Source organism: Imperialibacter sp. (assembly GCF_040222815.1).
Taxonomy (GTDB): domain Bacteria; phylum Bacteroidota; class Bacteroidia; order Cytophagales; family Cyclobacteriaceae; genus Imperialibacter.
This window is the reverse complement of record NZ_JAVKCH010000015.1, coordinates 521,447-541,660: the sequence shown is the minus strand read 5'-3', so window position 1 is coordinate 541,660 and position 20,214 is coordinate 521,447. Positions and strand designations below refer to the sequence as shown.

Here is a 20,214-nt window from a genome sequence, read left to right as displayed (position 1 = left end):
ATAATGAGCGGGAATGATTCTGCAATATTCTGAGTGAAATTTTTCACACATTTTATTCAGCTGCTATCAGACAACTTTTAAAATATTGCCTACTGATCCTGTAACCGCTTGACTTCCAATGCCATTAACACACTGCCAATTAACAGAATGGCGGCTGCCACTACCAGTGTTTCAAAATAGGGAAATTGAGCAGAAAGCCCCACCAAAGAAAAAGAGGGTAGTGCAACAAGTGCTATTTCGGTGATGGCAAAACCGGCAAAGAAGACCAATATTCCGGTTTTTGACGTGGCAGTGAGGCGCATCCAGCCCCCTAAAATGTAGAAACCCAGCAGTATAAAGCTAACCACGCCAATAAAAATCAAATGGATGAAGGCAATGATGATCCCATTGTTTGCCATCACCCAGCTATCGATACCGGGAATGCTGCCTGCCAATTGCAGAAAGTATTTCACGGTCAGTAGTGTAATGCCGAACTGAAGGCACTGCCTGGCCCACGGAACCCGCAATTTTATTTTAACGCTTTTCCAGACACACCTAAACAATAGCAGGGCTCCCCCCAGCTGTAAGGTGCCTGTGACTATCGCCAGCAGATATTTCCAGTCGCCCACATCAGTCCACAAGGCGCTCATGACATAGGCTGGCCCAACAGTGTACAGCAAGGTGTATTTCAGCCATTTCCTCTCAGTGTCAGCGAGGCTCCAGCCGCTTCTTTCCAGCAGCCTGAAGAGAATGGCCAGGCAGGCGAGCACAAACCAGCCATTGAACTGGAAGTGCATAAAAAAGTAGATGGCCAGGGAATAGAACGGGCTGTCTTTTAACCCCATGGCCGAAAGCGGGCCCAGCATCAGCGGCCCGACACCAGAAATGAGTTGATAAACCAGGGCCCACCGTAAGAAGGTGGCCGCTAAAGTGCTGTCGTCCTTGATGAGTTTGAATATTGATACGGCAGTGGCGATGGTCACCGCCATGTGCAGCGTGCTGAAGGCTATAGCCAACGCCCCATAGCCTTGGAATGGAAAGCTGAAAAGCATGCCTACCACGCCAATTTGCAGGGCGATAAAGTAGCCCCGGAATAGCTTGCCATTATTTTCTTTGCCCACAAAATGTTGGAGAACGAGAAGGAACAGTGCATTGTATACCCACCCCATGAAGGCAGTGTGGGAGTGGGCATGTACCAAATACCTATAGGTGATGGGCAATGGACTTACCATTTGCCAGCGAAGTAGCAGCCCCAGGGCAGAGAGGATCACAAGATACAACAAAGGCAAACGGGCCCACTTGCCTGGATCAAACCGACTCATGATTAGAACGATGTTTGCTGATCAATGTAAGACTAATAAGGGTCAACAGAAAACCCAGTATGCTGACGCCATTGAGGAGGCCGCTCCACTTTTTTAACGCTGTGATGTGCAAAATGTCCGCTGCGAAGACCCTTAGCAACAGGGAGGCAGACAGGAGGATAAGCCAGACAAAAAGCACAGGGTGGAAAGGAGGGCTGCTCAGGCCTGCAAGGTAGGAAGCCTTGGCTAAAGCGTGAATGAACACCATGGAGAAAAGGAAGCCGACGAAGAACGAATGTGTGGTGGCATCGTAGCCGTAAATGTGCTCTTTCCACAGCATAATGCCAATGCCTGACACAAGCAGCCAAAACCAGCCGAGCATGATGGCGGCGAACGAGTACCTTTTGTAGCTCCAGCCCATTCCCTGATCGGTTTGCACCTCTATGTAAATCATGCCAAGCGCTATGGCCACCAGGCCGCCGCCTGTGAGGTAGTAGCCACCCAGATGAAATGGAACGATCAGGCTGACAAGAAAAACGACCAGCCCCACCTTTATCAGGCTCCCCATGAGGACGTTTTTGGCGGGGTTTTCTGAGAGCCGGGTTGCTAAAATAAAGCAAAGTACAAAGCCCATCCAGAAGGGGACAATGGCCGGCATAAGCGGATTGAACAACAGGCGAATGTTGCCGCCGGCAAAACACATGGCACCGCAGAACTGGACAAAAGTGACCCATGTGGGGCTGGACGACAGGAGGAGAATGGCTTGCAGTAAAACCAGCAGAGCTGAGGCGGCAATCAGAAAGTAGGGAGCCACCTGATGGAAACCTGCGATCCAGGCGATGATGGCCGCACCTGACAGTGCTGGAATGAGCCACCATTTACCATTGCCCGAAAGTATGCTTCTTTCCACCCCAATTAAGGTTCCCACAAAACCACCCACCATTAGCGGGCCATGTAGTGTGGCCAGGTCAACAGGAGGCAGGTCGAAACCAATTCTGATCAGGCCAGCCCAAATTCCCGACAGCAGGCCGACAAGCGCCAACGCAAAGAAGGGGAGCTTTGATTTCATGTTAAAAATCTTTGCGGGCAGCCACTCTCAGAAAACTGAGCAAGGGCCCTACCACCCATAGAACCAAAGCTGAGATGGATACCAGCATACCCATGGACGTGCCGAAAAATTTATTGAATACTGCTCCGGTGTACCCCATCAGCGCTGCCATATCCAATTTCAGCAGCAGGGATGTGCGTGACAGATCGATAGGATTGAGCACGGTAGCGATCAGGGAGAATTTTTCCAGTGGGTAGTCTTCAAAAAAGAGCAGAAAGATGATAAACAAGCCGTCGTACAGCACGGCCAGGAATAACCAGGTAAGGATGGCTAAGGCAAAACCTTTCATGCGGTTGGTTTGCCTGAGGGCAATGAGAAAGGCGATGGCCGTAAATATGGCTGTGAGCAGCGTGCCGATGCCAAGCAGGTAGATCAAATCAATCCAGAGCCTGACCTCAAAGTGGCCCAAAAATATAGCTGGAATCAATATACCAAGCAGGAAGCTGGCGGCGAGCGACGTGAAGAGGCCCAGGTATTGTCCCAGGAAAATCGAGCGCCGCCTCACAGGTTGGGCCAGTAGCAGCTCCGTAAACTCTGAGGAGTTGTAGAAGTACACAATGCCGTAAAGCGTGCTGATGAGTGGAATAAGCACCACCACAATATTGAGCAAGCTCGTGATGGCTGCTGCCACCTGTCCGCTCAAATGCAGGAGACCGGCTGTAACAATCATGAAAAACAGGAAATAGAAGTAGGTCCACCGGCTGCGGAGGAGGTCAAAAAAGCTGTATTTGAATATTTTCCACATGGCGTTTTTGTTAGGCGTTGACGGACGTTCTGTCCTTCCGTTGAATGAGAAAATGAGCGATGGCTTCTTCCAGTGTGTTTTTTTCAGTAAGTGAAAATAACTCGCTCAGGGTTCCCTGGAAGTATACCTTGCCATCTAGCAGGAACACGATTTCGTCGGCCAGTTCCTCCACGAGGGGCATGATATGCGTGGTGACCACGATGCACTTTCCTGCCTTGCGCATTTCCTGGATCAGCCTCTTCAGTTCGAGCAAGGCCACGGGGTCAAGCCCGGCGGTGGGCTCGTCCATCAGCACGATGGGCGCATCGAACATGAGGGCAAGTACCAGGTTCACTTTTTGCCGGGTGCCACCACTGAGCGTCCCGAGCTTTTTGTCGAGAAACGGCTGAAGAGAAAGCCGGTCGACCAACGGATCCTCGTTGGCGGGCTCCTGCCGCACTTCTTTGATCATCTGTAGCAGCTCCTGCACTGTGAGGTTGGAGGGAAACTGTGCAATTTGTGGCACATAGCTCAAGTGTTTCCTGTAGTTCCATGCATGGCGGGTAGATTCACCTCTTACCTCGATAGTTCCTTTATCAGGTAGGGTCATACCCAGAATGCTTTTCATGAGTGTGGTTTTTCCGGAGCCATTGGGCCCTAAAACAGCCGTTACCTTTCCGGGAAGAATTTCCAGTTGGACGTCCATCAGCACTTCCAGTTTGCCGAAGGACTTATGAAGATGTTGAATATTGATCATGGGGATGAGGTTTCATAAGTGGCTGATCGTCGAACAGGTCTTGCGGCGTGAACACCGGCGTTACTTTTTCAGTGAAGTTCATCAGATCAACAAAAAGACTTCGGAGGAGCACAATGGCTTGTGGCACCTTTTCTACTACAAACGAGAAAAGCTTCACAGGCCGGTAGGGCACGTCGCCCAGGCCATTTTTGTCGTGGTCGTAACCAGTGTACTCCGACCAGTAGTTTCTTGTGTATTGGTTGTACTGTCTCGTGGCGTTGGTGCCTACGTCAAAGGTATTGTCTATAAAATTGTTCTCGGTAATAATGTTGTCTCTGCAGCTCCCGAGTATTCGTAGCGCATATCCGTTCTCAGTAAAATCGTTTTGGCTGATGGTCATTCTATCTGAGCTTTCTCCATAGATACCGATGGTGTTGCCCTGAAAAAGGTTGTTGCTGATTAGCCCGTCTTTAATTTCCTTGAGCAGTATGCCATAAGAAGCACTACCCCAGTTGTCGATAAACCTGTTTCGCTTCATCACAATCTGAGAGGAAAACATAACCGCTACTCCGGCACCGTTGGACTGAAAGGTGTTTTCGAGGTAGTCGTTGTAGTTGGAGAACATAAAGTGGAGGCCATATCGCAGATTGTCCTGGCTCACATTGCGCACTATGCGGATGCTGTCGGAAAACTCCAGATAGATACCATCCCTGTGGTGGCGGGCTTCGTTGTTGCTTACCTCTACATTTTTGCAATACCAAAGGTGGATGGCATTGCCTGAGCTGGCTTCAACCACTGCCTGCCCGATGATGGAGTTTCCGGCGACTCTTCCGTCCCGGCTCTTTTGCAGGTAAATGCCAAAGAAGGTGTTTTCAAGTTTGTTGTCCTGAATGTTGAAGTGCCGGGACTCTTCCACGTGAACGGCTGCCAGGTCTCTCACATAGTTGGTGGCCACGTTTCGGATATGCAAGCCTATGATACTGACGGAATCCGCCCTGATAATGATCGCATCGTTCTTAAGACCGGCATCGAGAACGGGGTAGCCCACACCCAGCAGGGTGCATGGCTTGTCAATGATCACCTCGTTTTCAAAGTACACACCGGGAAGCACCTTTATTACGTCTCCTGATGCTGCTGTGGCCAGCGCCTGCTTGATTGAAGCGTATTTTTTTCCCACCTCCAGGGTGTCAGGTACTGCACCTAAGACCTGAAAGGTGGCGACAACAAAAAATGGGATGATGAAGCGAATACGAATCCTCATGGGAGCTGAGCGGTAAGGCCAGGCAGGTTGTCTATGCCCGATTGAAGGTTCTCCCAAGTATATATTTCTCCATCGTAACCGTCAACAATGGGCTCAATTTTGGACTCGGAGCTCAGGGCTGTGATATACATGCCCATTGGGCTTGGTAGCTTGGCGCTTCTGATGAAAACGCATTTGGTCGCATCCATAAGTGTGCCTGGCTGGTCGTAGGGCACCACCATTTCAAACGCTATTTTATCAGCGCTTATATTATTTTCATCTTTATACTGCACGAAGCACTCCACAGCGTCGAAGGTATAAATCTTGCCGGTGCTGGAGACTAGCTCAGCTCCATATTGCGGCTGCACGATCTTCATTTTGCAGTGGTGACAATGGTCGCTGCCCAGAGCAAGCGGCCGGGGCGTTATCGAGCAAGAGGAGAGGCCAAAGACCGTGATCAAAGCGACCATTGCCATAGCCTTTTCCAGCACTGCTGTTTTGCGGGTTTTCTTCTTTTCCAGCCAAAATGCCAGCAGCGCAAGTGCTATGCCTGCTCCAAGGAAGTAGCCACCTGTTGATGGCCAGGAGTCTGCCTTAAAATTGAGCAGCATTTTTGAGCCAATTACTGGTGGCTGATAAGCCATGCCGGGTACTTTGATGGGTGCTTTGGGGTCGAGGTTGTGGCCGTAGTCGTATTCCCAGAGGTAGAAGTCGTAAACACCGAGGCCTCCAAGGACAATCATAATCATGGCCCAGGTGAGGTAGAGTGATTTATTTTTTACCAGGAAGAACAGCAGCCCCAAAAGCGACATGCCACCTACAATCCAGGGGAAATATTTCAGCTCAGGAATTGAGTCGGGCACTATGAATTGCATGCCCACGTAGTGATTAAGGATGTTGATATTTTGCAATGTGCTGGGCGAGTCCCCTGTTATCTGATTGATCCAGATATACATAGAAATACCGTCAGGGTATTGCGGCGCTTCCAGCGTGATTTTCCATAAAGGAAAAGCAAACAGTGCAAGTGGCAAAAGTATGGCCAGCAAGAAAAGGTAATTGTATTGAGCTTTCATCATTGAAAGAGGTTAGCCCTCGCAGCCGCTCTTCCCGTGAATCGGGAAGAGCAGCCAAAAAGGCATGAATTTATTCGTCTAAGCTCCACTTGAGCTCGGTGGTGGCGCCTTTAGCCGACACCCGGGCATAGCCCTGCATCTCCTGGTGAAGTGCGGAGCAGAAGTCGGTGCAGTAGAAAGGATAAACCCCTTCCCGTTGTGGTTCCCAGAGCAGTGTTTCGGTTTGGCCTGGCATGATCAACAATTCTGCGTTATTGGCACCCATCACGCTAAAGCCGTGAGGCACGTCCCAGTCTTGCTCCAGGTTGGTGATATGAAAATACACCTTATCACCTACTTTGATACCCTCCAGGTTGTCGACAGTGAAGTGGCTTCTGATGGCTCCCATATAAACCCTGACAATATTACCATCTCTCTCAATCCTCGAGTCGTTGGGCGACTTGATAGCTTGCGGGTGGTTATTGTCTTCCAGCTTATAGTACTTAAGCGAATTGGGTGCAATGAGCTCGGCGGCAATGCCCTGCGCATAGTGCGGCTCACCTATCGTCGGGAAATCAAGAATCAGTTTCATCTTTTCGCCCGAGATATCGTAAAGTTGAGCTGATTGTGTCAACTCAGGGCCAGTTGGCAGAAACCGGTCTTTTGTGATCTTGTTAAGAGCCACCACATACTTACCCCAGGGTTTTTTGGAGTCGCCACCGGGGATCATCAAGTGACCGATAGAGTAGTAGGCTGGCACTCTGTCAAGCACTTCCTTTGTTTCCAGGTTCCACTTTACAATTTCCGATGAGATGAAAAACGATGTATAGGCGTTGCCTTTACCGTCGAACTCGGTGTGCAGTGGGCCGAGACCTGGTTGAGCCACAATGCCGCTCAACACTTCTTCGTATTGAAGCACAGGAATGCCGTCGATAGTAGTTTCGAATTTCTCACCTTCAATCGCCTTGATCATTTTATCAAAGGAGTGAATACTCATGTCGCTGGAAAGCTTGCCATTGCCTACAATGAATTCTCCGGTGGGGTCAACGTCTACGCCGTGAGGTGATTTTGGCGTGGGAAGAAAATACACCAGACCAGGGCACTCTGAAGGGATCAGCACTTTTACAGTGTTCCTTGTTTCTGAGAAGGCCATTTGCTTGCTTTCGTCATAGTGGTTATCCACATAGCTGGCAGGCATTTCTTTAAATTTGCCCTGAGCCATATACTCTTCAGCTTTCTTCCAGTTGATAGCGGCTATGTAATCTTTGTCTCTTTGTGAAGCGTTGACTTCCAAAAGTGTATGCTCCTCTTCCGTGTTGTAAGAAGTAAAGAACATCCAGCCGTGCGATTTGCCTTTGCCCGCATGAGCAAGGTCGTAGTCATAGCCTGGCAGCAGCACTTGAAAGGCCACGTCCATGTCACCATCTTCGGCAACGCTGATAAAGCTGAGGGTGCCTTTGAAGTTTTCTTTGTAAGTGTCGATGGCTACGTCTTTTTGTGGAAAAGGCACACTGAATCGGGTGCCGGCCACAATATATTCTGAGTTCTCTGTTGTGAATGGAGAACTGTGGTTGCCACCGCTGTTTGGTATTTCTATGATCTCAGCGGTTTCGAATGTTTTAAGATCGATTCGTGCGATACGTGGTGTGTTGTTGCCGTTGATAAAGATCCACCGACCATCGGGAACACCGTTTGTTTGAGATAGTTCGGGGTGGTGGGCATCGTCCCAGGGCACAAAGCCAAACGAAGTTTCGAGCATAGGCTTGGTTTCCTCGTTGTAGCCATATCCTTTTTCAGGATCCTGCGAAAACACAGGAATCACCCTGAACAAACGGCCCGAAGGCAACCCGTAAACAGATATTTGTCCACTGAATCCGCCTGACATAAAGGCGTAAAAGTCATCGTGTTCGCCTGGTGTAACATATGCCTGAGAGGCAACGTCGCTGCCCAGCGCTCCTTTGGAATTCTCGCTGCTGCCACACGAAGTAACAACCCCGGCCAAAACGACCAGAGCAAACAGCTTATTTATAAAATGTTGCTTTTTCATAGTTTTTACATTCATAGGTTATTTTGGCAGGATCACCTGATCCACCACATTGATTATTCCGTTTGACGTATTTATTGTTCCAATGATTTTACACCCGTTGATCAGCACGTCGCCTCCGTCCACGGTTACTTCCAGATAATCTCCGGTGGCCATGTACAGTGTGCGGCCTTTAGCCACCATTTTTTTCAGAGCTTCCACATCGTAGGAACCTGGCGCTGCATGCCTCGTCAAAATGGTAGCCAACTGGGCTTTGTTCTCTGGTTTTAGCAGATTTTCGACAGTGCCGGCTGGCAATTTTTCAAAGGCAGCATTATTGGGGGCAAAAACGGTAAGTGGGCCTGCGTTAACCAGCACATGCTCTATTTGAGCAGCGGTGACAGCCGCCACAAGTGTGGTGTGGTCGGGCGATGAAGCGGCTATTTGCAGGATGTTCTTGGCAGATTCATCGTCGACCACCGAAGCTTGTCCTTTTGGCGTTGCGTCCACCACTGCACCGGCCTCTTCGGTCTTATTGGTTGGCGTCGAACAGCTCGCCACGGCGAGCGTGATCAGGCCAAAGGCTAGAAATTTCAAGGGTGTTTTCATATAATGATTATTTAAGGGTTCGGAAGTACTCAAGTACCTGCCTGGCTTGTTCCTCTGTGAGGTTTTGGTTGGCCATAGGTGCTCCGTTGGCTTCTGCCAGCAATTGCTTACCAATCGGATCCTCCTGAATCATCACCTCAGGGTTGAGAATCATGTTCATTACCCATTCGGGAGATCTTCGGCTAAGGATGTCTTTTGGGGATGGGCCAATGAATTTTTTGTCGACCTTGTGGCAGGCAGTACAGTTGGCGTCGAAAATGGCCTTGCCTGCATCGGCAAGTGCCTGGTCAACTTCTCCCAACGTGATGCTTTTTACCGGCCCTATTCCTTTATTCTCCAGAGGATTTGAGGCTTTGGCGGTTTCTTGTTCTGTTGGCTTTGCCTGGAAATCTGAGATGTCTTTCTTTTTGGTTTCTCCGCAGCTAACGAGGATGATCGATAGGGGCAATGCGAATATGAACGCTTTCAAAAAATACTTTTTCATGATACACTATTTTGTTTGATAGTGTAAAGGTAGACTGAGCCTGCCCACCGGTTTTATGATCTAAATCATATAGCAGTATGATTTTCGATAAAATTTTAACTACCTGAAAAATTGATAGTTAGGTGGGGTTTCATTGAAGGGTAAGGCTGAAAAAGCGAGAGATATTGGCCATTGAGAAATGTAAATGTAGCTGGCTGAACCTACTGTAGCAGAGGCTTTCAGTGCAAATGGTATTAGACAACTATTTTGTGGCTTTTGAGCTTAATCTTGCCCTCCTGCTCCATTTTTTTGATGGTGCGGATCACCGTTTCTACCCGCAGCCCTGTCATGTCGGCCAGCTGCTGCCTTGTGTACGGCACAGTGAAAAGGTCCTGATTGGGCATCATCGCCTTCAAATAGTTGACGAGCGTAAGAATGCGATGCTCCGGCGGGTAGGAAGACACCTCTGATAAAATCATTCCCTTGTAGCGCAGCCTGTTGGAAAGCTCGTAGTTGAATTTGCGATGGATATCAAAATTGGCTTCCAAAAGCCTGAAGAAGTTGTCCCTGGGCAGCTTGCATATTTCACAATCTTCCACAGCCACAGCATTGGCCGGGTACGGAAAGTGACCGAAAAGGGGAGGTTCACCAAAGCTTTGCCCAGCCTTAAACATGCCCAGAATAAACTCCTGGCCATCGTAGTTGTAGTTAACCATTTTGACTGTGCCCATCGAGACCTGATAATAAAAATGTGCCTCGGTGTCTTTTGCAAACAGAAACTCGTCTTTGTTGAGCTTAATTTTTCTCGCACCAAACGTCGTAAGCAACTCTTCAGGAATCATTGACATGGCGCCAATTTAGTAAGATTTGTGCTTTGTATTTTAAACACAACCTTACCAGCTATGAATTATAGTCATGCTACAGCTTTGGCGACGAGCAGCGTGTTTTCCAAATGAATATGCTGGAGAATATCCTGTTTGAACTCTCCCAGCTTTGAGTAGAGCAGCCGAAATGAACCACATGCTTGCTGGGGAGGCTGGAAATTGTTGGTAAACAGGGTGAGATCCGTGAGTATGGCACCCACTTCGGCGTGCTCCACCTTCATCTTCTCGATTTCTTTGAGCAACTCAACACTTTTTGAGCCCTTTAAAATCATTGGAAAGAGCTCATTCTCTTCCTCAAAGAAGTGATCGATGACGGCGTATTTAAGGTGGTCTACCATCTCTTTCACCTTTTTTAGATTCGGAAAGTCCGCTCCATGGTGATCCGCCACTTTGATAGCGAGGTCTTCGATGTCGGAAAGTGTATGCCTTTCCCAGCTATGGTGATTTTCAAGGATGTACTGAATGAGTAAAGACACCGACCATTCCTCAAAATGTGGCTGCCAAAAAGCACCTGGGCCGCTCTTTTTTTTCATGGCCACAAGTACTTCGTTGATATCTAATTTTTGCCGACGACAGGCCTCTTCGAGAGAAATATCGCCGTGACAACAAAAATCTATGCCATAGGTGTCGAAGACTTTGCCCAGGCTGAGGTCTTCCATGACCAGGTCAGCCACTATTCTGTCGGTGATCGACTGCTGGCGGGTTATGAGTACCCGCCATTTTTCAGGCCCTTTGTCAAGATAGTCCCAGCCAAAGCTTTTAGGATACTTGTGGCTGAATTCGTAAAAAAGTGGCTGAGGATCGTGGTCGACGGCAAGCACCAGCGACTGCCCTTCATCAAGGCTTTCATAGGCTTTGAAAATGGTATCGTGGCGGGTTGCAGGGGGCAAAAGGGAAACATCGATGCGTATGGGAGATTCCATAAGTTTTTGGATTTTGACTATTGATGGTCAAATGTGGTGACATCAAAGGCTACTATTTTATGACTTGAGTCATACGGGAGTAAGATTGTCACTTTTTTTTGATGTGATTTGCCTGGTGCATCATAATTTCTGACTGAGTGATCAAAGTCACTGATAGCGGCCTTTGATATTCGGACTTTTGTGTTCAGACAATGTCACAGTAAGAGTCACACAGTATGCCGGTTATCGAAATTTTAGGGTTTGCAGCATCAATACTTATAGGGGTTAGCCTGGGGCTAATTGGAGGAGGGGGCTCCATTTTAACCGTGCCGGTGCTGGTGTACATGATTCACATCGACCCGGTGTTGGCGACAGCCTATTCTTTGTTTGTGGTCGGCAGCACTGCCCTGGTAGGGTCGGTCAACTTTCTTAGGAAAGGGTTGGTAAGTCTTAAAACGGCTGTCATATTCGCCGTTCCTTCTTTCATTTCTGTCTTTGTCACCAGAAAATTCGTCATTCCCGCCATACCGGATCCGGTTTTCTCTTTGGGGGAATTTCCGGTAACAAAGGACTTGGCAATAATGGTGCTGTTTGCCGTCATTATGCTGGTGGCGGCCTGGTCGATGATCAGAGACAAAAAGGAAAACAAGACGACAGAAGAGGAGCTATCCTTCATTTACCCGATGATTGCTGTGGAAGGCCTGGTGGTGGGGGCGTTAACAGGCCTGGTAGGGGCAGGCGGCGGCTTTCTTATCATTCCGGCACTGGTGCTGCTGGCCCATATCCCAATGAAGTTGGCAGTCGGCACTTCGTTGCTGATCATTGCCGCCAAATCGCTGATCGGATTCACTGGTGACCTGGGAACACAGCCAATCGACTGGCAATTTATGCTCATATTTACGAGCTTATCTATCGGGGGGCTGTTTGTGGGAGAGTACCTTTCCCGGTTCATATCAGGGGCAGCTTTAAAAAAGGGTTTTGGCTATTTCGTGCTCGTTATGGCTGTTTTTATCCTTACCAAAGAACTTGTATTCTGAAGATACACCCTGGCGAGACTGGAGAAGCTACTGCTGCTAACTTCGGTAGAAGCCTCTTCGAAAATCTCAACTTTGTTACATTTACATGTGTTACCAATAAAACAGATCAATTTTAAACAAGAGATATGAAAACCAGTACAAACATCGTTGCATCGCTAGCTTTTCTTTTTGTTTCAGCCATAGGCACAGCATGCAGCTCGTCTTCCACAGAGAAGGAGGCTGCCTCGGAAGTGGTTACCAAGCCAGCAGTTCAGACACCCGCAAAGATTGTTCAGCTTAATGCGCCAGACTTTGCCGAGAAAGTGAAGGAAGTAGAAGTTCAGTTGGTTGATGTAAGAACAGCTGGAGAAGTGGCTGGTGGTAAAATACCCAATGCGATAAACATCGATTACAACACCACCAATTTTGAAGAAATGGCTGCCAAACTTGATCCCAATAAGCCTGTGGCAGTTTATTGCAAGGTTGGAGGCAGAAGCGCAAGGGCCGTCAAAGTATTTCAAGACTTGGGTTTCAAACAAATTTATGAGTTGGAGGGGGGAATAATCTCCTGGAACGCCAGCGGGCTTGCCACCGAAAAGCAGTAGTAGTTAGTTAAATCAGCTAAGAGAACGTGGAAAAGTATTGGAACATCATTGTTGGCTCGTATACCGGTTACTGGAACTATCTGGTCGACGAGATTTTACACCCCAGCTGGCACAATTATTTTTACTGGCTGCTGCTGGTATCCGCCTTTTTCTTCATCCTCGAATGGGTGAAGCCCTGGCGCAAGGATCAGCCCAGCTTCAGAAAGGACTTCTGGCTGGATTTCTTTTACATGTTCTTTAACTTCTTCCTCTTTTCGCTCATCATTTACAATGCTGTATCGAACTCGGTCGTCAATCTATTTAATGATGCCCTTGCTGCGATTGGCATAAATAACCTTTTGGCTTTTGAGGTAATGAAGTGGCCCACGTGGTCGCACCTGCTGATTGGGTTTGTGGTGCGGGACTTTGTGCAATGGTGGGTGCACCGGTTGCTGCACCGGTCACCATGGCTTTGGGAGTTTCATAAGGTTCATCATTCCGTGGAACAAATGGGCTTTGCCGCACACCTTCGCTACCATTGGATGGAAAACGTGGTGTACCGCACTATTGAGTACATTCCGTTGGCACTGATTGGCATTGGGTTGAGAGACTTCTTTATCATCCATATTTTCACCCTGGCTGTCGGCCATTTCAACCACTCCAATATCAAAGTGCCGTTGGGGCCTTTCAAGTACTTTTTCAACAATCCTCAGATGCACATCTGGCATCATTCATACGACCTTCCCAGGGAGAGGGGCTATGGGGTTAATTTTGGGATTACGCTGAGTATTTGGGACTATCTGTTCAAAACGGATTATATTCCTTACGACGGTCGGGACATTAAACTGGGTTTCCCCGGCGTGGAGCAATTTCCGCACGACTTTGTGGGGCAGAACCTCCATGGAATAGTGCCGGAGCACAAGAAGGAGAAAGTGAGTGCTGACAAAGAGCCCACGAAGTAACTGCGCTCCTTTTCCTTACAAATTCCTTTCTTTGCAGGATGACTCCAACTGTGTACGACGTCATTGTGATTGGCGGAGGGCAAAGTGGCCTTGCTGTGGCTTATTATCTGAATAGGGCCGGCTTAAATTACGTTGTTCTTGACGCCAGCGACAACGTCGGCGGAAGCTGGCAACACTACTGGTATTCACTCCGATTATTTTCTCCTGCCCAATGGAGTTCACTACCCGGCGTACTCATGACGGGCGGCCCCGACTATTATCCCACCCGCAACGAAACGATTGATTACCTGAGAAAGTACGAGGAGAAATATAAGTTCGCTATACAAAGAGGAGTGACGGTAAAAGATGTAAAAAAGGCGGGCAGGTTTTTTGATATTGTTACCAGCAAAGGAACCTACCAGTCGAAGGCGGTCGTGTCCGCCACCGGGTCATTTGCCAATCCCTGGATGCCGGAGTTGCCCGGAAGAGACAGATTCAAAGGGAAGGTTTTCCATTCCTCTGCTTACAAAAGGCCGGACCCATTCAAAAGCCAACAGGTAGCCATTGTAGGCGAGGGCAATTCTGGTGCCCAGATACTTGCTGAAGTGAGCAAGGTGGCGCAAACTTTTTGGGCCACGTCAAAGCCGCCGAAGTTCCTTCCTGATGAGGTAGACGGACGTTACCTTTTCGATGCAGCCACTCAAATGTATGAGGCCAAAAAGGCAGGGAGGGAATTCACTCCGCCGTCGCTGGGGGATGTGGTGATGGTTCCCCCGGTAAAAGAAGCCAGGAAAAGAGGAGTATTGGAGCAGGCTTATCCGCCAATCGATCATTTCACGGATCTGGGAATTATGTTGGTGAATGGCCAGGAGCTGCTCGTCGACAGTGTGATTTTCTGCACGGGGTTTCGGCCTGCGTTGAACCACCTCAAGGGCTTGGTTCTCAATGTTAGTATGGGGAAAGTGGCAACGGTTGGTACCCGGTCGGCAGAGGTGCGAGGCCTTTGGTTGGTGGGTTACGGACAATGGACAGGCTTCGCCTCGGCTACGCTTATCGGCGTGGGGAGGTCGGCTAAAACTACCGTAGAAGAAATCAAAGAATACGTGTAAATACTGTTTTGTTGCAAATACTGCCTACCTACCTTTGCCGGATGAAACTGTCTTTCTTTTATGCTTTTTTCTTTGGGGTCTTGTTTTTCGCCGCTGAACTTTCCGCACAGTCCATTCTTAAAGTCAGTGTGCTGGATGCCGATACACAAGAACCACTTGTCGGGGCTACAATCCAAATAGCAGGAACCACCCAGGGAACGATAACCGACTTAAATGGAGAGGGCCAAATTACCATTTCCGGTACCGAGCCAGTAAGTTTACTGGCATCCTTTGTAGGCTATTCTTCCCAAAGAAAAAAGGTAGTAGCAGGTATGACCGAATTGGTTTTCAATTTGGAACCAGAAGAAGAGCTTGAGGAGGTAATCGTTACAGCTACCCGTAGCAGCAGAACCATTGAGGACATCCCCATCAGGATGGAGGTAATCTCCGGGGAAGAGCTGGATGAAAAGGCCGCCATGAACTCCACAAACATTGCTATGCTGTTGAGAGAAAGTTCAGGCATTCAAATGCAGCAGACTTCTACCAACTCAGCCAACCAAACCCTTCGAATACAGGGGCTGGATGGCCGTTACACGCAGCTTCTCAGGGACGGACTCCCTTTGTATGGTGGCTTTTCCAGCGGCTTGAGCATCATGCAAATTCCCCCTCTCGATCTTCGGCAGGTGGAGGTCATCAAAGGCAGCGCCTCTACCCTTTATGGCGGAGGTGCTATTGCTGGTTTGGTAAACCTGGTCTCAAAAACACCGGGTAGCGAGCCGGAGCGGAGCATTATGCTCAACCAAACTACGGCAGGCGGTACCACGCTCAATACTTTTCTGTCGGGCCGAAATGAAAAGAGGGGCTTTACGCTCTATGCTTCTGCCAATCGCCAGCAGCCATACGACCCAAACAACGACGATTTTTCAGATATCCCCAGAGTTCGGAGCATTGCCCTCAATCCAAAAATATTTTTCTACCCTTCCGAACACACTACGCTGAGTATCGGGTTGAACAGCTCATATGAGGCCAGAGAAGGAGGAGACATAGCAGCGATTGAAAATGAAGGCGTAAGCGGCCGTAGTTTTAGTGAAGAGAATTACACCGGAAGGCTCGGGTCGTTGATCAACTTTGTGCATACGACTTCGAACGGTTCACAGTGGTCTCTCAAAAACAGTTTTAACCTGTTTGCCAGGAATATCGACTCTCCAATTTATAGTTTTTATGGTGAGCAGTTGGCTTCATTTTCTGAGTTGGCTTATAATTTTAAGGTAGCGAAGCATGAACTGGTTACGGGTATGAACGTGGTGTCCGACCATTTTTCGGATCCGGGCGACAATTTTATGCCTGGCTTAGGTGATGTGGACAGGTCATACGGCTTTTTGACAGCTGGAGTGTTTGCACAAGACACATGGGAAGTTTCTGAGCAAAACACCCTGGAGTTGGGTCTTCGTACGGATTTTAACAATGAGTATGGCGCTGTTTTACTTCCCCGCCTTTCCTGGATGGTCAAACCATCAAAGCAGTTGACCATGCGCCTGGGAGGAGGAAGAGGTTACAAGCTTCCAACCATATTCCTTGAGGAGGCGGAGCAAAGGGCCTTCACCAGGGTGCTGCCTTACAACGCCCTCAATCAGCAGCCCGAAATGGAAAGGTCGTGGGGCTCAAATTTTGATGTCAATTTCCGAACTGCTCTCGGAGACGACTGGACACTGTCGGCCAACCAGCTCTTCTTCGTCACTCAGCTCGACAAGCCAGTATTCCTGGATGAGGCCGAGATGGCTGGCTTTACTAATTATTACCTTTCCAACAGGCAAGAGCCTGTCGTGAGCAAAGGCTTTGAAAGCAATCTGAAGCTTGGATATGATCATTGGAAACTATTCTTGCAGTACTCTCTCACTCAGGTAAATGTTGATGATGGGTCTGGCTACCGACAGAAGGCAATAACACCAAAGCATGCGGCAGGCTTCGTGGTGATGTACGAAAAACATGAGTCGTTTCGTATCGGCTACGAGCTTTACTATACGGGAAGCCAGTACCGATACGACAGGTCATCTACACCGGACTTCTGGATCATGGGCATAATGGCTATGAAGGAATGGGAGAAGTTTAGTGTGTTCCTCAACTTTGAAAATTTTACTGACACCCGCCAATCGAGGTATCAGTCCATGGTAACTCCCCCTTACAACAACCCTGCTTTTGCTGAGGTTTGGGCTCCTACCGACGGATTTGTTTCAAATGGAGGTTTTATCTATCACTTTTGAAAACCCAGCGGCATTTATTACATCGATAAGTGATATTACTTCTTTGAATAAGGAATTTTTTTTCAATCATAGTATTTCGATGGCAATATGATATCTTTAGGACTAACTACCTCAAATTCAACTATAACAACCGTAAATCGGTCATTTGAGGTTTTTTGATATGGTTCACAACAATTTTTTGTAAACTGACAAGGAGGTTACTTTTATTACGCACGCAAGTATTTAGTACTATTAGAGGAATTAGTTTAATTATTCTTTTGTGGGGAATATGCTGCAGGGGAGCCATCAACTGGATTACTTATGTTAACGTACTTACTTTTTGTGCTGGGTTTTCCAGCACTAATTAAAGGGGCTGATTTGCTTGTCGAAGGTGCCTCTTCGCTTGCGAAGCGATTCAATATTTCGGACTTTATTATTGGGCTCACGATTGTATCTTTCGGCACTTCCATGCCGGAGCTGATTGTCAACATTTTTGCCAGCCTCGACGGCAATGCAGACATTGCTGTCGGCAATATCATCGGCAGCAATATTTCCAATATTTTGCTGATTCTCGGAATCTCTTCGATTATTAGCCCGCTACCCATTCAGAGAAACACTGTACTTTCCGAAATACCTTTTTCACTGACCGCCACATTACTGGTTGCTTACCTGGCCAACGCCGCCTTGTTTGGCGACCCGGGAACGCTAAGTATAAGTCGTTGGGATGGCCTGATACTATTGGTGTTCTTCGCACTTTTTATGGCATATATTTTCAAAATTGCCGGAGAAAACAAGGAGCAGGAGATACAAAATACGGAGCATGTGGAAATTATGCTGTTGCCAAAGTCGGTGCTTTACATTGGCATTGGCATTCTCGGCTTGTTTTTGGGAGGTAAGTGGGTGGTAGACGGAGCCGTAGCTATGGCGGAGTATTTTGGCATGTCGCAAACTTTTATTGGGTTAACTATCGTTGCCATTGGCACCTCTTTGCCAGAGCTGGTTACCTCGGCGATGGCCGCCTACAAGGGCAATACGGACATTGCAGTTGGCAACGTAGTAGGCTCAAATATTTTTAATCTTCTTTGGATACTTGGGATCAGCGCTTTTATTAAACCTCTACAGTTTTCTCTGGTTAATAATGCCGACATTCTGGTGTTAATAGTAGCCAGTGCGCTCATGATTTTGTCGCTCACCACCGGCAGGCGCAACGCCATTGACAGGGTGAACGGAATTGTGTTTGTTCTCCTTTATGTAGGCTACATCGTTTACCTTGTTTATAGGGGTTAGTCAAACCTTTACCTTCTGATTGAGCTTCAGGATGTTACCAGGTTTGCCAAACACATACAGCCTGTCGTCAAGCTTGATTTCAGTGTCTCCGTCTATGTCGGTGAGCAGTTCTTGCCCTCTTTGGATGGCCAGTATGAAGAGCTTGTAGCGGCTTTTTATTCTCGATTCTGCAATGCTTTTTCCGACGATTGATTTATCCTCCCGTTCCAATACAACACATGCCATCTCCAGGTCCTGAATGCTGAGGTTTTTTGCTGCCTGTTCGGTTCTCATCAGCGGGCTGCGGAGCATTTCATAACTGCCTGAGCGAACCTCCTGCGTAAAGGTCTCTATCTCATTTAGGGGAACCAGATAGTGCCGAAGTACCCGGGTAAAAATTTCGATTGAAGTTTCAAATTCCTCCGGAATAACTTCGTCAGCCCCAAGCTTTTTGGATTCTTCAATTTCGTTGATATAACGGGTGCGAACAATGATATGCACTGTGTTGGAGAACTCTCTGATCTTAGCGACTATTCGTTTGGTAGAAGAAGGATCGGATATGGCGATGACCACCACACGGGCTGACTGAATCTGAACATGCCTTAAAATCACATCGTCGCTGGCGTCTCCATACATTATCGGCTCACCTCTCTCTTTTTCCTGTTTTACAGTGGCCGGGTTCATTTCAACAATGGCGTATGGAATAGCGGCCTTTCTTGCTGCTTTTGCTACATTTTTACCATTGATGCCGTACCCAATGATTACCAGATGATCTTTCAGTTCATGCTCGTCAGGCTCTTCAGTTTCAACATCAGACGACAGTGCCTGAATCTTTCTTACCAGCGGGTTCGGCGTTTTGCTATGCACCACATCGGTAATTTTGGAAGCATAACTGAGAATGAATGGCGTAAGTCCCATGGTGATCAGCGACACACTGAGAAAATACTGATAGGTTAATGGGCTAAGGATTTGGTTTTCGATGCCTGTTGCCGACAACAAGAAGGCAAATTCTCCTACCTGGCAGAGCATGAGGCCGGAAAGAATGACTGTTCGGAAGGGATACCTGAGCAGGACCGCCCCAAAGCCAGCAATCAGCGCCTTTCCAAAAAGTGTTAGAAAAGTTAAAAGTAAAACAACGCTAAGGTGGTCAAAAAGGAATTTGAGATCGAGCAGCATGCCGATCGACACAAAAAAGAAGCTGATAAATATTTCTCTGAATGGCAGAATATTGGCAGTGGCCTGATGGCTGTAGTCTGATTCAGAAATGATGAGGCCGGCAAAGAATGCACCCAGTGCCAGGGACAGACCGATAGAGGAGGTTAGCCAGGCCGTTGCAAAACAGATAACGATTATGGTCAGAATAAAGAGCTCACGACTTTTTGCCTGGGCCACCCTGAACAGCAGTTTTGGAACAATATAGCGAGCCATGATTAGCACCAGACCGACTACCGCAACTACTTTGAGCAGTAAAATGAGAATGGTTTCGCCAATATTTCCGGTTTTACCGGCAATGATAGGCGTAAAAAGTATCATCGGAACGACAATGATGTCCTGAAAAATCAGAATGCCCAAGGCAATGCGGCCGTGAGGGGTATTGATCTCGCCTTTTTCCTGTAGCAGCTTCAGCACGATGGCGGTGGAGCTTAACGATACAAGGAAGCCTGCAAAAATCGACTCCTTGAACGACAGCCCAAACATGTAAACAATGCCAAATGTGACCAAAATCGTGCCAGCCACCTGCACGGTTCCGCCGACAAATACTGTTTTCCTTATGGATGTTAAATGTTTGAAAGAAAACTCCACACCAATGACAAAAAGCAGGAAAATCACACCAATCTCCGACAGCATCTCGACTTCGTGCGAGGCCTGAATGAGCCCCATGCCGTGTGGTCCGGCAACCATGCCCGTAGCCAAAAGACCCAAAATGGAAGGCAGCTTAAAGCGGTTGAAGATGAGAATCATCACCACGGAAATGCCAAGGATGATGACTATTTCGGTAAGAATCGGTATTTGCATAGTGGTTTTGTTGGGTGCAAATTACTAAAAGCTGGGGCAAGG

At 48.0% G+C, this 20,214-nt stretch carries 18 protein-coding genes; 6 read left to right on the top strand and 12 right to left on the bottom strand.

What is annotated here, in order from left to right:
• Window positions 1-89: 89 nt before the first annotated feature.
• From RIF36_RS06810 to RIF36_RS06760, 11 genes are all read right to left on the bottom strand, one after another.
• Window positions 90-1,301, bottom strand: coding sequence for a hypothetical protein (locus tag RIF36_RS06810; protein WP_350126617.1), 1,212 nt, complete (start codon window positions 1,299-1,301; stop codon window positions 90-92).
• The gene (locus RIF36_RS06805) at window positions 1,288-2,349 is read right to left on the bottom strand and encodes a DUF8744 domain-containing protein (RefSeq protein ID WP_350126614.1); all 1,062 of its coding nucleotides are present in this window, start codon (window positions 2,347-2,349) and stop codon (window positions 1,288-1,290) included. Before RIF36_RS06805 ends, RIF36_RS06810 begins: the two co-directional genes overlap by 14 nt.
• 1 nt (window position 2,350) lies before the next feature.
• Window positions 2,351-3,133 (bottom strand): ABC transporter permease, encoded by a 783-nt coding sequence (locus RIF36_RS06800; protein ID WP_350126611.1) that lies wholly within the window; start codon window positions 3,131-3,133, stop codon window positions 2,351-2,353.
• A gap of 10 nt (window positions 3,134-3,143) precedes the next feature.
• The gene (locus tag RIF36_RS06795) at window positions 3,144-3,869 is read right to left on the bottom strand and encodes an ABC transporter ATP-binding protein (protein ID WP_350126608.1); all 726 of its coding nucleotides are present in this window, start codon (window positions 3,867-3,869) and stop codon (window positions 3,144-3,146) included.
• Window positions 3,844-5,109: a nitrous oxide reductase family maturation protein NosD gene (locus RIF36_RS06790; RefSeq protein WP_350126605.1), complete on the bottom strand. Its 1,266-nt coding sequence runs from the start codon at window positions 5,107-5,109 to the stop codon at window positions 3,844-3,846. The genes RIF36_RS06795 and RIF36_RS06790 overlap by 26 nt, the downstream gene beginning before the upstream one ends.
• Window positions 5,106-6,164, bottom strand: coding sequence for a nitrous oxide reductase accessory protein NosL (locus RIF36_RS06785; protein WP_350126602.1), 1,059 nt, complete (start codon window positions 6,162-6,164; stop codon window positions 5,106-5,108). Before RIF36_RS06785 ends, RIF36_RS06790 begins: the two co-directional genes overlap by 4 nt.
• A 67-nt stretch (window positions 6,165-6,231) precedes the next feature.
• Window positions 6,232-8,187, bottom strand: coding sequence for a Sec-dependent nitrous-oxide reductase (gene nosZ, locus RIF36_RS06780; RefSeq protein ID WP_350078687.1), 1,956 nt, complete (start codon window positions 8,185-8,187; stop codon window positions 6,232-6,234).
• Window positions 8,188-8,205: 18 nt separating this feature from the next.
• Entirely contained in the window at window positions 8,206-8,772 is a 567-nt protein-coding gene (locus tag RIF36_RS06775; protein WP_350078685.1) for a fasciclin domain-containing protein, read from the bottom strand.
• A 7-nt stretch (window positions 8,773-8,779) separates the two neighbouring features.
• Window positions 8,780-9,256: a c-type cytochrome gene (locus RIF36_RS06770; protein WP_350086818.1), complete on the bottom strand. Its 477-nt coding sequence runs from the start codon at window positions 9,254-9,256 to the stop codon at window positions 8,780-8,782.
• A gap of 233 nt (window positions 9,257-9,489) precedes the next feature.
• On the bottom strand, window positions 9,490-10,083 hold the full coding sequence (locus RIF36_RS06765; protein WP_226940632.1) for a Crp/Fnr family transcriptional regulator: 594 nt from the start codon (window positions 10,081-10,083) through the stop codon (window positions 9,490-9,492).
• Between the two features lie 65 nt (window positions 10,084-10,148).
• The gene (locus tag RIF36_RS06760; protein WP_350126598.1) at window positions 10,149-11,042 is read right to left on the bottom strand and encodes a DUF542 domain-containing protein; all 894 of its coding nucleotides are present in this window, start codon (window positions 11,040-11,042) and stop codon (window positions 10,149-10,151) included.
• Window positions 11,043-11,257: 215 nt separating this feature from the next.
• Here RIF36_RS06760 and RIF36_RS06755 point away from each other — a divergent pair, with 215 nt between their 5' ends.
• From RIF36_RS06755 to RIF36_RS06730, 6 genes are all read left to right on the top strand, one after another.
• The gene (locus tag RIF36_RS06755) at window positions 11,258-12,058 is read left to right on the top strand and encodes a sulfite exporter TauE/SafE family protein (RefSeq protein WP_350126595.1); all 801 of its coding nucleotides are present in this window, start codon (window positions 11,258-11,260) and stop codon (window positions 12,056-12,058) included.
• Window positions 12,059-12,183: 125 nt separating this feature from the next.
• Window positions 12,184-12,642 (top strand): rhodanese-like domain-containing protein, encoded by a 459-nt coding sequence (locus RIF36_RS06750; protein WP_350126592.1) that lies wholly within the window; start codon window positions 12,184-12,186, stop codon window positions 12,640-12,642.
• Window positions 12,643-12,668: 26 nt separating this feature from the next.
• A complete protein-coding gene (locus RIF36_RS06745; protein WP_350126588.1) occupies window positions 12,669-13,583 on the top strand; it encodes a sterol desaturase family protein in 915 nt (304 codons plus the stop codon).
• A 38-nt stretch (window positions 13,584-13,621) separates the two neighbouring features.
• Window positions 13,622-14,671, top strand: a complete 1,050-nt coding sequence (locus RIF36_RS06740) for an ArsO family NAD(P)H-dependent flavin-containing monooxygenase (protein ID WP_350126585.1) — start codon at window positions 13,622-13,624, stop codon at window positions 14,669-14,671.
• A gap of 41 nt (window positions 14,672-14,712) precedes the next feature.
• Window positions 14,713-16,911, top strand: a complete 2,199-nt coding sequence (locus RIF36_RS06735) for a TonB-dependent receptor (RefSeq protein ID WP_350126582.1) — start codon at window positions 14,713-14,715, stop codon at window positions 16,909-16,911.
• 300 nt (window positions 16,912-17,211) lie between these two features.
• Window positions 17,212-18,177, top strand: a complete 966-nt coding sequence (locus RIF36_RS06730) for a calcium/sodium antiporter (protein ID WP_350078671.1) — start codon at window positions 17,212-17,214, stop codon at window positions 18,175-18,177.
• Here the strand turns inward: RIF36_RS06730 and RIF36_RS06725 are convergent, their stop codons facing one another.
• On the bottom strand, window positions 18,178-20,172 hold the full coding sequence (locus tag RIF36_RS06725; protein WP_350086842.1) for a monovalent cation:proton antiporter family protein: 1,995 nt from the start codon (window positions 20,170-20,172) through the stop codon (window positions 18,178-18,180).
• Between the last annotated feature and the right edge of the window lie 42 nt (window positions 20,173-20,214).